Here is a 12,098-nt window from a genome sequence, read left to right as displayed (position 1 = left end):
GCCTGACGTAGCGGCTTCACCGCGACGATCCAGGCGAAGCACCGGCCGACGCGCCCGGTTCCACGAACGCCGGCGCCCCTGCGGCATAAGGATCCGTACCCCCCGAGGCCGTCCTGCCAGCCTCGGATGCAGAGAAAAAGCGGGTCGTACGGATAGCCCGCGAATAGGAGAAGTGAGAGCACATGGGTGTCGACACGGTGAGCAGCGAAGGCCTCCGGGACGCGATGGTCGACCAACTGGTCGCCGACCAGGAGGCGAAAGGGCTGGTGCTGCGGCCCGAGGTCGAGGCGGCGCTGCGGACGGTGCCTCGGGAGGTGTTCACGCCGGGCGTGGCGGTCGAGGAGGCGTATCGCGGCGACAGCGCTGTGGTCACGAAGCGGCGCGGTGAGGAGACCGTCAGTTCGGTGTCGGCGCCGTGGTTGATCGCGGAGATGCTGGGTCAGGCGGTCGACGCTCTCGATGGTGGGTTGGCGGGTCGGCATGTGCTGGAGATCGGCTCGGGTGGCTACAACGCGTCTCTGCTGCGCGAGTTGGTCGGTGAGTCGGGGTCGGTGACGAGCGTGGACATCGACCCGGAGGTGACCGAGCGGGCGGTGGCGTGTCTGACGGCGGCGGGGTACCGCGACGTCACCGTGGTGTGCGCCGATGCTGAGCAGCCGCTGGTTCCGGGGCCCTGCTTCGACCTGATCATCGTGACCGTTGGTGCGTGGGACATCCCGGCGGCGTGGACCGGTCAGCTGGTCGAGGGCGGTGTGTTGGTGGTGCCGTTGCGGACGTTCGGGATGACCCGGTCGTGGGCGCTGCGTCGTGACGGTGACCGGCTGGTCAGCCGAAGCCAGCGCCTGTGTGGGTTCGTGTCGATGCAAGGCGCCGGAGCGCACGACGTGCGGTACGTCGATGTGGCCGACGGTGTGCATCTGCGGCTGGATGAGGGTCAGCAGGTCAGCCCGAACCTGGTGGGTGGGCTGTTGTCGCGGCCGCGGGAGCAGGCGTGGGCGGGAGTGAATTTGCCGCCTCGGACGGTCCTGGCCGATCTGGACTTGTGGCTGGCGGCGCGTCTTGCCGCCGAGGTGGATCAGTTCGTGGTGCTTGCGGCGCATCAGGAGGCCGTCGAAGCCGGCGTCGTCGCGCCGGCGTGGCGGTTCGGGACGCCCGCCGCCCTGCATGGGGGCACGTTCGTCTACCGGTCGGCGCTGCGCTGGACCGATGACGTGTTCGACCTTGGCGCGTGTGCCCACGGACCGGACGCCGCCGGCGCGGCCGGGCGGATGGTGGCGCACATGCGGGCGTGGGTGGACGGCGGCGAACCGGCGCCGGTGCTGCATGTCCTGCCCGCGCGGACTCCCGACGGCGACCTGCCGGCCGGGACGGTGCTGGACAAGCGGCACAGCCGTCTCGTCCTCACCTTCACCCCCGCATAGGAAGGCACAGCGAGTGGAGACCACGGACCTCGACGAGTTCGACCTGGACATCACGCTGGTGGACGCCGGCCCCGCCGCCGGTGGGTACGCCACCAGCACCGACGACAACTGCGGCTCCGGTAACACAGGCTCCAATGCCTGCTCCGGCGGCAGCAAGTAACCCTGTCGCACCCTCTGTCGGGGCCCGGTGTCCGCCGACACCGGGCCCTTCCCCCTTGTTTTCGGTGGTGCAGCGTGTTTTCTACGGCTGGTGCGGCGCTGATCCGGGTCGCCGCCTACCCGAGCGGTCTGACCCTGCCCGCGTGGTCTGACCTGACCTCTCAGCGGCCGGAGCTGTGGCGGCAGTGGCTGACCAGTGTGTGGGCGCTGCCGGGGTTCGCGGAGGCCGTCGCCTGCGCCTCGCCGCACCTGTGCGAGCAGGTCACCCGGGCGGTGACCGGCGAGCCTGCTGATCCGGATCGGCTGCGCCGCCTCGTTGAGTCGGTGGTGCGGTATGTGTTGCGGTGGACCGGCCGGGCGACACCGTTCGGCACGTTCGCCGGGGTAGCCCCGGTCGACTTCGGTGCCCGCAGTTCGGTTCGGTGGGGCGAGGAGCACCGGAGGGTTGTCCGGCCGGACGGGCGGTTCATCGCCGCGCACACCGCACGGGTGGAGCAGGACCTGACGGTGCTGCGCGGTGTGGCGGTGGTGACGAACGCGGTGGGCTACCAGCGTGGCGAAGTGTGGGTGCTGCCGTGCGCCCGTGCCGACGGCGACCGCCGGTGGGACGTCGAGGTCCGCCTGACCGGGCAGGTGCGGGCGGCACTGCACGCGGCGGCTTCCCCGATCATGTTCGGTGACCTCGCCACCACGGTCGCCGGGCCGGAGCCAGCCAGGATCGGCGCGGCCGAGCGCATGCTGGGTTCGCTGGTCGGTGCTGGGGTGTTGCTGTCGGCGGTGCGGCCGGCGATGACCGTCACCGACCCCGCCGCCCACCTGGCCCGCCACGCCCCGCTACCCGACCCCGGCGGCCAGGGTTGCGGTGGACCTGCGTGTCGACGTGTCGGTGACGCTGCCGCCAGCGGTGCTGCGGGAGGCCGGCCGGGCCGCGGAGACGCTGACGGCGGTAGCGCCGCCGATGCGGGGGTGGGTGGAGTACCACCGGGCGTTTATCCAGCGGTGGGGTCCGGGTGCGGCCGTGCCGGTGCGCGAGGTGCTGACCGTGCTGGGCTTTCCCGCCGGCTACCGAGGCTCCACCCGGTACGCACCGGCGCTGGTCACCGGCAGGGACCGGCTGCTCGGGCACTTGGCCCAGCAGTCGGCGTTGGACGGCGGCGCGGAGGTGATCCTCGACGACGACCTGATCGGCCGCCTCCGCGACGGCGATGATCGGCCGCCGGTCCCGCACACCGAGCTGCGGTTCACCCTCGCCGCCGCCACCGGGCACGACCTGGACCGAGGCAGGTTCGCGTTGACGGTGCTCAGCGGATCCCGTCACGCCGGGGTGTCCGCTGGCCGGTTCCTACACCTGCTCACCCCTGCCGAACGGGCCGCGTTTCAGCACGTCTATCGGAACCTGTCGACGGTCCTGCCCGGCGCGGTCGCGGTGCAGGTGTCCGGTCCGCCACTGGACGCCCACCTGGTTGCGGTTGCCCGCACTCCCGGGGTGTTGCCCGTCCTACCCGTCGGTGACTTCCACCTTGACCCGCCGTTCACGGTCGCGGACCTGGGGGTGACCGGCGACGGACAGCGGCTGTGGCTGGTGTCGCGCCGCAGCGGGCGGCCGGTCGAGCCGCTGCTGCTCAACAGTGTGCTGCTCCCGGGTCTGCAGCAACCGCTGGTCCGGTTCCTGACCGAGATCGGCACCGCGTGGGCGGCACCGTGCGGCAGATTCGACTGGGGCCACGCCGCTGACCTGCCGTTCCTGCCCCGCGTGCGACGCGGTCGCAGCATCCTGCATCCCGCCCGCTGGATCATCGACCACTCCGCGTTACCTCGTGGGGTGCCGTGGCCGCGGTGGCGTGATGCCTGGCAGCGGTGGCGCGAACGCCGCCGGCTGCCAGACGAGATCCTGGTCGGCGACGACGATGTGCAGCTGCGCCTGGACCTGAACGACAACGCCCACCTGGCGGTGCTGCGCCGCCAGCTGGAGCGGCAGCCTCGCACGGTCGTCACCGAGGCCCCAGGGCCAGCCGGCTGGATCGACAACCGGCCCGCCGAACTGCTGCTCACCCTCACCCACGCCCCACCGGCCAGCACTCCGCCTCGACCTGCCCGGGAGGTGTCGACGGTGCGGCATCGGCCGGGACAGTCATCGTGGCTGGAGGGTCACCTGTCCGGGCGGGTCGAGGACATCGTCACCGACCTCGCCCGCCGGACCGTCCCGCTGCTGCCGGCGGGCTGGTGGTTCCTGCGCTACCCCGACCCGGAACCTCACCTGCGACTGCGCATCCCGCTGAGCGACATGGATCAGTTCGCGGTCACCGCCAGGACCCTCGCCCAGTGGGTGCAGCGGTTGGAGGACGACGGCGTGGTGCACGACTACAGCCTGCACACCTACCGGCCCGAAACCCGCCATGGCACCGGCCACACCCTCACCGCTGCGGAGGCGGTGTTCGCCGCCGACTCCCAAACTGTCCTGCGGCGGCTGACCGGCGACCGGCAGGCCCGCACCGCCGCCGGGATGATCGCCATCGCCGGCGCGTTCACCGGCGACGGCTGGCGCTGGCTCGCCGACCACGTCCCCCACCACCGCGGCGCACGCCTCGACCCCAACCAGCTCCACCTCGCCCGCACCCCGCACCGCGACGGCGACCTGGCGGCGGCGATAACCGGCTACCGGGATCTGGCCACGGCCGACGGTCTCGACCTCGACCAGGTGCTGGCCGACCTGCTGCACCTGCACCACGCCCGCATGATCGGCGTCGACCTCGCCTCCGAACGGCACTGCCTGCGCCTGGCCCGCACCATCGCCCGCACCCGACCGGCACCGTCATGACCACCGGACAGTCCCTCGCCGACGGCGCGGCCGGCGTCGCCCTGCTGCACCTGGAAACCGGCAACCAGGTCGCCGCGTACGCCGCCCTGCGCAAGGCCACCGCCCACGGCGTCAGCATCGCCGCCGGCGCCAGCCTCTTCTACGGCGCCCCCGCGCTCGCCTTCGTCCTCGCCACCTGCAACGAACCCGGCCTCACCCGCGCACGAACAATCGCCGCCACGGGCACCGCCACCGTCACCCGCCGACGGCTGCAGACGGCGCACCGCCGCATCGACGCCCGCCAGCAACCCCACTACGCCGAGTACGACCTCATCCGCGGCCTGACCGGCCTCGGCGTCGTCCTGCGCCGCCTCGGCGACCACGTCCTGCTCCGCCACGTCCTGGACTATCTGGTCCGGCTCACCGAACCCGTCGGTGACCTGCCCGGCTGGTGGTGCGCCAACGGACCCCACCGCCACCAGCCACCCCCACCAGGAGGGCACGCCAACCACGGCATCGCCCACGGCATCACCGGCCCCCTCGCGCTGCTCGCCCTCACCCACCGCGACGGCATCACCGTCGACGACCACACCACCGCGATCACCCGCATCTGCCGCTGGCTGGACACCTGGCAACAACACACCGAGACCGGCGGCATCTGGTGGCCGCAAACCCTCACCGTCGACGACCTGCACCGCGGCGCACCGGCCCAACACCAGCCGGGGCGCCCGTCCTGGTGCTACGGCACCCCCGGCATCGCCCGCGCCCACCAACTGGCCGCCCTCGCCCTGCACGACACCACCCGCCAACGCCTCGCCGAAACCGCGTTCACCACCTGCGTCACCGACCCCGCACAACTTGAGCGGCTCACCGATCGCAGCCTCTGCCACGGCACCGCCGGCCTGCTGGCCACCGGCCGACGCATCGCCGCCGACGCCCTCACCCCCACACCCGTCACGGACCTGGCACGCCTGCACCACGACGCCGCGCCCGCCGCCGACGAACCTGCCGGGTTTCTCGACGGCACCACCGGCTGCCGCCTCACCACCGCCGCGACCACCGCCACCCTGTGGGACGCCTGCCTCCTGCTCACCTGAAGGGACCGCCATGAGTCGCACCGCCTGGCAGCACGTGACCATCAGCTACCCCGGCCGCGACCGCCACGACCGCGAACGGCAGGCGGTAGCGCACCTCAGCCGCATGCTACCCGCTGCCGAAACCGCCGGCCTGATCACCGCCTGGTGGTTCATCCGCAAAGGACCCTGGCGCATACGCTACCTACCCAGCACGCCCACCGGCCCTCAGCCGCTGATCGAGCTGCTCACCGAGGGGTGCGCGTGGAGCGGCGACATCTACGAACCTGAAACCCACACCTTTGGTGGCACCGAGGCGATGGACACCGCCCACACGCTGTTCCACCACGACAGCCGCCACCTGCTCACCTACCTCCACGACCACCCCACCGACCGGCGGGAACGCTCCCTGGTCCTGTGCACCGCCCTCATGCGCGCCGCCGGGCTCGACCTCAACGAACAAGGCGACGTCTGGGCACGCCTCGCCCACCGGCGCACCGCAGAACCCCACCAGCGCCCCGCGCCCGACGCCGACACCTGGGAGGCGTTCACGGGCAAGGTCCGCCACCTGCTCCTCGGCACCGCCCGCACACCCGGCGACTGGCAGGCCGCCTTCGAGACCACCGGCACAGCCCTGCACTGCCTACGCGAAACAGGACAGCTCACCCGCGGTGTGCGCGCGGTCATCGCCGAACACGTGATCTTCCACTGGAACCGGATCGGGATACCCGCCACCACCCAGGCCACGCTCGCCCACGCCGCCTCCCAAGCCATCTTCGGCCACGCTCCGGTGCCACCGGGCGAGCACTGGCCGCGCCACGTCAAGGGGCCGCTGCCTCCCGCGACACCTCCAACAGACCTCGAGGCGACGCCTGGTGACGACGTACCTGCCTCGGCGAGTGCTCAGCACCGTGAGGCGAGCCAGCCGATGTCCACTGCGATTCGTTAGTGTCGGCTTGCCGTGCGTCGAACACTGCCGCCGCGCCCGGGGCGACAGTCTCCAGATGGGTAGGCAGCTCATGATCGACCGCCAGCAGCTCCAGGAAGCGCGGCAAGATCTCGGCCGCAAGCTCGCCACCTGGCGTAAGGCACGCCAACTCATCCAGAGTGATCTCGCACGGCAGGTCCGCAGCAGTCGCAGCACCGTGGCGATGGTCGAGCGCGGCCATCAGGTGGTGGACCGGGTCTTCTGGCGGCAATGTGAGTCACTCCCCGACGCCCAAGGCGAACTCATCGCCGCCTATGACGCCTACCGCCAGCTCGCGACCATACACCGCGCCGAAAAGGCCGAGGCGGCACGCCGAGCACGCTGGGAGACGGTGATGGACGGGGGAAATATGGCCGATGAACCCTGACCTGAACTCCTACCAGGGGGCGAACAGGCACGCGCCGATCATCGCGTCGACGCGACCGGCGTCAACATGCAGCGGCGCAGCACGGATCGTTCCGGTTCACCCCCCACCTGCTCGACGCCCGTATCGACGCCTCGATCGGCAGTGTCGGTGACGCCCTAGACAACGCGCTGATGGAATCCACCAAGCTGCCAGTCGTTGCCGGCGTTGCAGCCCCGGATAAAGACCGTGAAGTCGTGGAACGAGCCGTCCAGCGTGAACATCACCGGGCGACGATGCACGTCCGCGAAGAGCTTTCGGTAGTCCATTGCGACATCAACCAACCCCGCCACTTGGCCCCTGAGGAGATCAAAGGTCTTCTTGATCGTCCCCGGCGGGGACTCCTGGGTCGCCGGCTCGAGGAGCTCTGCCTCCGGCGTTGTTGCGGTGGGTGAACGACTGTGACCGCTTGTCGTGTTCGACAGCCACCGACCGTCCTTACAGCAGCGGCCCACCCAAACATCGGCGCCGAGCATCGAGGGCTTACCGTGAAGCGGAACTTCGCTGCCGGGACGGGACCAACCGGGAAGGTGGGTGGTGAGTTCTTTGGCAGGCTCCGGAACGCCGGTACCAGGCTGCCTGAGGAGGTGGTATGGATCCCATATCCGTTGCGATTGCTGCCATGGCGCTGATTGCATACAAGGGCGGTGAGGCGTTTGCGGCAGCGGCAGGGCAAGCAACCTGGGGCCAGCTAGCCAACCTCGTCGGGCTTATCAAAGGACGACTCAGCAAGGATCACGGTGACCTTGCCGCCCTGAATCAAGCAGATGAGGACCCGAACGATCCAAAAAACATTATTAGGCTAGCCAGGGCGCTTCGGCGAAATATGGACCGGGACAAAGCGTTCGAGATTCAGCTAACGCGTTTGACTAGGGAAATATCCGCCACCTCCGCTCGCACCGATCATCTGCAACAGGAACTCGCGCGACTGGCAGAAGAGGTCAAGAGCGTCATCGGAGCCGAAGTCGTACCAGCTCGTGAGTTCGAGCGGCGCGTCGGCAAGCGAAAGCCAGCCCAACACCCGGCGCGTACCAAACAACACAATTTCGGAGGCGCAGTGTCTCTTGGAGAATCCACTGCCCGGCTGTTCCAACTAGCCGAGGAAGGTCTGCCGCTGCGGCACGCCGCAGATCTTGTGGACGAGTTACAGAAAATTTCCGCGCAGCTTCATCCGCACCTTAATGGACTACCCTCAAAGACGCTCCAGGACGCGTACTCCATGCTCCAGAAGGCTGAAGTTTCTGCAGCGGAGGCACAAACAGCCATTCGTCGAGCGCAAGAAATGATTAAGGAGGCCGTTACTAGATTCGCCGGATAAGATGATGGCGCATCCCAACTACCCCACATCCAAGGTCAGGGGGCAAGCCCCGTCATCCGGTAGGCGTCGAAGACCCCGTCGACCCTGCGCACTCGGGCAAGTAGGTGAGCCAGATGTTTCGGGTCGGCGATCTCGAAGCTGAACCGGCTCACCGCCACTCGGTTGGAGGTCGTGGTGACGGTGGCGGAGAGGATGTTGACCCGCTCGTTCGAGAGCACCCGGGTGACGTCCGCGAGCAGCTTGTGCCGGTCGAGCGCCTCCACTTGGATGGCGACCAGGAATGAAGAGGTGGAGCCGGGCTTCCATTCCACTTCTACTAGCCGCTCGCTGTGACTGCGCAGCCGGGCAGCGTTAGCGCAGTCACTGCGGTGCACACTCACCCCGCCCGAACGGGTTAGGAAACCGAAGACCGAGTCCGGCGGGACCGGGGTGCAGCAGCGGGCCAGCTTCACCCACCTATCGCTGACGCCGTGGGCCACTACTCCGGGTTCTTGGTTGGAGGCTCCGCGCGGCGGGCGGGTGGCCACGGCGGTCTCGGCGATGTCCTCGGCGGCGCCCTCCTCGCCGCCGTAGGAGGCCATCAGCTTTTGCACCACCGACTGGGCGGAGACCTGGCTGTCGCCGACCGCGGCGTACAGCGACGCCACGTCGGGCAGGTGCAGGTCCCGGGCGATGGCCATCAGGTTGTCGGAGGTGAGCATCCGCTGCAACGGCATGCCCTGCTTGCGCATCGCCTTGACGATCGCGTCCTTGCCCTCCTCGATCGCCTCCTCGCGGCGCTCCTTGTTGAAGTACTGCCGGATCTTCGTCCGGGCCCGGGGGCTCTTGACGAAGCCGAGCCAGTCCTGCGTGGGGCCGGCCGTGTCGGACTTCGAGGTGAAGATCTCGATCACGTCGCCGTTGGACAGCGTCGATTCGAGGGGCACCAGCTTGCCGTTGACCCGCGCCCCGATGCACTTGTGCCCCACCTCGGTGTGCGCCGCGTACGCGAAGTCCACCGGCGTCGAACCCGTCGGCAACGGGATCACGTCGCCCTTCGGGGTGAAGACGTACACCTCCTGGCTGGACAGGTCGAAGCGCAACGCGTCCAGGAACTCGCTCGGGTGCGCTGCCTCCCGCTGCCAGTCCAGCAGCTGCCGCAGCCAGGTCATCTCGTCGATGTGCGCCGGCGGGCCGACGATCTGGGTGCCCTTGTGCTCCTTGTACTTCCAGTGCGCCGCGATGCCGAACTCCGCCGTACGGTGCATCGCGTACGTGCGGATCTGCATCTCCACCGGCTTGCCGGTCGGCCCGATCACCGTGGTGTGCAGCGACTGGTACATGTTGAACTTGGGCATGGCGATGTAGTCCTTGAACCGGCCCGGCACCGGCTGCCAGTTCGCGTGGATCACCCCCAGCGCCGCGTAGCAGTCCCGCACCGTGTCGACAAGGATCCGCACACCCACCAGGTCGTAGATGTCGTTGAACTCCCGCCCCCGCACGATCATCTTCTGATAGATCGAGTACAGGTGCTTCGGCCGCCCGGTGGTCTCCGCCTTGATGTTCGCGGCCTTCAGGTCGGTCTGCACCTTCTGGGTCACCTGCCGCAGCAACGCCTCCCGCTGCGGCTGGTGCTCCCCAATCAGCCTGTTGATCTCCTCAAACCGCTTCGGGAACAACGTCCCGAACGCCAGATCCTCTAACTCCCATCGCATCGTGTTCATGCCGACGCGGTGTGCGAGGGGCGTCCAAAGCTGCAGCGTTTCGCGAGCAACTCGTTCCTGCTCGCTCCGGACCTCGAAAGTAAGCGTACGGAGATTATGGAGGCGCCGAGCGAGCTTGATCACCAAGATGCGCGGGTCTCGTGCGATAGTTCCGACCACCCTCCGTACGGTGGCGAAATCGTCATCAGCGGAAGGGAGACGGTCGAGCTTCCGTACTCCGTCGACTAAGCTTGCCACCTCACCGCCAAACTCCTCGCGAATCTGGTGAACGTCGAAGCCGCTGCCGTCTGTCGTACCGCTCAGTAGCGCGCCGGCAAGCGTTCCGGTGTCCATACCCAAATTCGCCAGGATCGTCGCCACCGCCAACGGGCTGGTGATATACGGGTCGCCAGACTTTCGATACTGGCCGGAATGCCACCAAGCCGCGGCGTCGAATGCCTGCTGTAAGATGCGCGCATCTGCTCGCGGGTAATGATGGCGGTGGCAGGCAACAAGGGGTTCGAGGACCACGCTGACCGTGGGCGCGATGTTCAAAACCTTACCCAAGCCGAGCCCGTTGACAACGCGGCGGACAGGCGATCTCGTCCCCGGGGTGGTTCGCAGAGTGCGAGCCGCCAGTTGACGTTCCGCGCCCTTCACAGATTCATCAAAGGCAAGCCTGCGCAGTAAAGTTGCACCCCGGCCGTCGCCGGTGGCGTGCAGAGCCGATGCCGCTGCACGCCGTTCGGCTGCGTCAAGTCGTCGATCAGTGGCGAGGTCGACGAGAAGTTGCAGCCCCAAGGTATTTCCTGATCGCGCAAGGGCGTCGGCGGCCCATACTCGCTGCCGCTGTTCGGATCCCGCGTCTTGAGGGTGGGGCTTACGCGGCGGGCGGTGGCGAGCGATTGCCGACAGGATGGCAGCTGCATCGACGCCCTCGAGTCGAAGAATCTGCCGCATGATCCACTGGTCACCGGCGATGGTTACCCCATCGTCGTCAACCTTCGACAGGTTGTCAGCGGCCCCTGCCATCGATGCCATAGTTCGCAGGAGCGGAGTTCGCAGCACGGGGTCCTGCCGCTCATCGATAACGAGTTCTGCGGCAAGGTTTAGGCCTACCTGCCGGTCGAGACGAAGGCAGGTAACGACGGCTAGATGGCGACTTTTCGTAGACGTTCGAGCATCTCGCGCGGTGACGGACAGGGTGTGGACCGCGGCAGCGACGGTCTCGGGGGCAACGTAGCAGACGTCATCGATAACCGCCGCTACAAACAAGGCCCCGCTCAAGCCACCAGTAGAGGCGAGAGAGTCCAGAGCCCTCGCCATCGCCCGCGACTCTTCCCACGCGGCGACGAGAAACCGGGCAAGGGACTGTCGCCACGCAACTGGAGCCAGCGCTTTGCCACCGGCCGACCTGTTGAAGAGATCCCAAAAGACGGCATCAGCACGGGCCGTATCACGAGGAATGAACTGCGCAGCCAGATACTCCTGAACAGTCTGATGCAGGAACATAAAGTCGTCACCCCAGGCGAGCAGGACCCCGCTGCCGCGAAGGTAGTCAACAAGCAAGCTTCGCCAGACCGCCTGCGGAACGCTTGCGCCACGTAGCTCACGGGTCCAGTCGTCAAGCTTGTCCACTGCCGAGGCGGTATCCCCGTCTAGACGGTCAGCCGCTAGACGCCCGATAAGGTTTTCACCCTCGGCGATGAGCCTTTCTCCGGCTTGCTCGGCACCCGCCCCATAGCGGCGTAGTGCGTGGCGCAATTGCTGGCGAACACCACCTTCGGCGTCGCTGTGCTGACGTTCACGCAGAAGTTGAACGAACTCTTGAAAAATCCGCGATCTTCCTGGCGGAAGGCGACGGTCAGGACTGGCGATGAAGAGCTGACAGAGCATGGTGGCCATGAGCGGGTTTCGCCCTAACTCGTCCAAGCCAAGATTCGTGAGCTCCTTTATGAAATCTGTTGCCGTATCGCTAGGTCTAGCGACTTTCAACTGGATAAACCAGCCATTAACAAGCTGGCGGCGTTGTTCGTCATCGAAGGCAAGAAGCTCGTAGTGGAAAGGTTCCCATTCCGGCCCAGCAATTCCTTCCACTGCTCCTGGACGGGTGGCCAAGATGAATCGGTGGACGCAGCCAGGGCCGCTGCGGTAGCTCTCGATCATCCTAAACACTCGTTGCCGCTTGCGAGTGTCCATAATTTCATCAAGGCCGTCAACCAAGACCAACCAGCGGCCACCAAAGAAAGGTGGCCGC

Annotated in this window: 7 protein-coding genes and 2 pseudogenes; 7 read left to right on the top strand and 2 right to left on the bottom strand. The window is 67.7% G+C overall.

Going from position 1 to position 12,098, the window contains the following annotated elements; genetic code table 11:
• The first annotated feature begins 182 nt into the window (after window positions 1–182).
• The 6 genes and pseudogenes from fxlM (at window position 183) to O3597_RS25680 (ending at window position 6,805) form a co-directional block, all read left to right on the top strand.
• Window positions 183–1,421, top strand: coding sequence for a methyltransferase, FxLD system (fxlM, locus tag O3597_RS25705; RefSeq protein ID WP_348650312.1), 1,239 nt, complete (start codon window positions 183–185; stop codon window positions 1,419–1,421).
• A gap of 13 nt (window positions 1,422–1,434) precedes the next feature.
• Window positions 1,435–1,581, top strand: coding sequence for an FxLD family lanthipeptide (locus O3597_RS25700; RefSeq protein ID WP_281582658.1), 147 nt, complete (start codon window positions 1,435–1,437; stop codon window positions 1,579–1,581).
• Window positions 1,582–1,655: 74 nt separating this feature from the next.
• Window positions 1,656–4,398: pseudogene (locus O3597_RS25695) on the top strand (lantibiotic dehydratase).
• Window positions 4,395–5,474, top strand: a complete 1,080-nt coding sequence (locus O3597_RS25690) for a lanthionine synthetase C family protein (RefSeq protein WP_281602623.1) — start codon at window positions 4,395–4,397, stop codon at window positions 5,472–5,474. Before O3597_RS25695 ends, O3597_RS25690 begins: the two are co-directional and overlap by 4 nt.
• A 10-nt stretch (window positions 5,475–5,484) precedes the next feature.
• The gene (locus O3597_RS25685) at window positions 5,485–6,399 is read left to right on the top strand and encodes a thiopeptide-type bacteriocin biosynthesis protein (protein WP_281602622.1); all 915 of its coding nucleotides are present in this window, start codon (window positions 5,485–5,487) and stop codon (window positions 6,397–6,399) included.
• 55 nt (window positions 6,400–6,454) lie between these two features.
• Window positions 6,455–6,805: a helix-turn-helix transcriptional regulator gene (locus tag O3597_RS25680; protein ID WP_281602621.1), complete on the top strand. Its 351-nt coding sequence runs from the start codon at window positions 6,455–6,457 to the stop codon at window positions 6,803–6,805.
• Window positions 6,806–6,960: 155 nt separating this feature from the next.
• Here the strand turns inward: O3597_RS25680 and O3597_RS25675 are convergent, their stop codons facing one another.
• Window positions 6,961–7,317, bottom strand: a complete 357-nt coding sequence (locus O3597_RS25675; protein WP_281602620.1) for a hypothetical protein — start codon at window positions 7,315–7,317, stop codon at window positions 6,961–6,963.
• 116 nt (window positions 7,318–7,433) lie between these two features.
• On the opposite strand from O3597_RS25675, the gene O3597_RS25670 reads away from it, so the two are divergent.
• The gene (locus tag O3597_RS25670; RefSeq protein ID WP_281602619.1) at window positions 7,434–8,159 is read left to right on the top strand and encodes a hypothetical protein; all 726 of its coding nucleotides are present in this window, start codon (window positions 7,434–7,436) and stop codon (window positions 8,157–8,159) included.
• 35 nt (window positions 8,160–8,194) lie between these two features.
• Here O3597_RS25670 and O3597_RS25665 read toward each other — a convergent pair.
• Window positions 8,195–10,378, bottom strand: a pseudogene (locus tag O3597_RS25665) (bifunctional (p)ppGpp synthetase/guanosine-3',5'-bis(diphosphate) 3'-pyrophosphohydrolase); the annotation flags it as partial.
• Window positions 10,379–12,098: the final 1,720 nt, after the last annotated feature.

Origin of the sequence: Verrucosispora sp. WMMA2044, from assembly GCF_027497155.1 — a bacterium.
Classification (GTDB): Bacteria; Actinomycetota; Actinomycetes; order Mycobacteriales; family Micromonosporaceae; genus Micromonospora; species Micromonospora palythoicola.
The sequence above is the reverse complement of the archived record's forward strand: the minus strand, read 5'-3'. Positions and strand labels throughout refer to the sequence as shown.

Bases quoted from the DNA above. Each gene is read 5' to 3' on its own strand.
- O3597_RS25690 (WP_281602623.1), top strand. From the start codon at position 4,395: ATGACCACCGGACAGTCCCTCGCCGACGGCGCGGCCGGCGTCGCCCTG.
- O3597_RS25675 (WP_281602620.1), bottom strand. From the start codon at position 7,317: ATGCTCGGCGCCGATGTTTGGGTGGGCCGCTGCTGTAAGGACGGTCGG.
- O3597_RS25670 (WP_281602619.1), top strand. From the start codon at position 7,434: ATGGATCCCATATCCGTTGCGATTGCTGCCATGGCGCTGATTGCATAC.
- O3597_RS25680 (WP_281602621.1), top strand. From the start codon at position 6,455: ATGGGTAGGCAGCTCATGATCGACCGCCAGCAGCTCCAGGAAGCGCGG.
- fxlM (WP_348650312.1), top strand. From the start codon at position 183: ATGGGTGTCGACACGGTGAGCAGCGAAGGCCTCCGGGACGCGATGGTC.
- O3597_RS25685 (WP_281602622.1), top strand. From the start codon at position 5,485: ATGAGTCGCACCGCCTGGCAGCACGTGACCATCAGCTACCCCGGCCGC.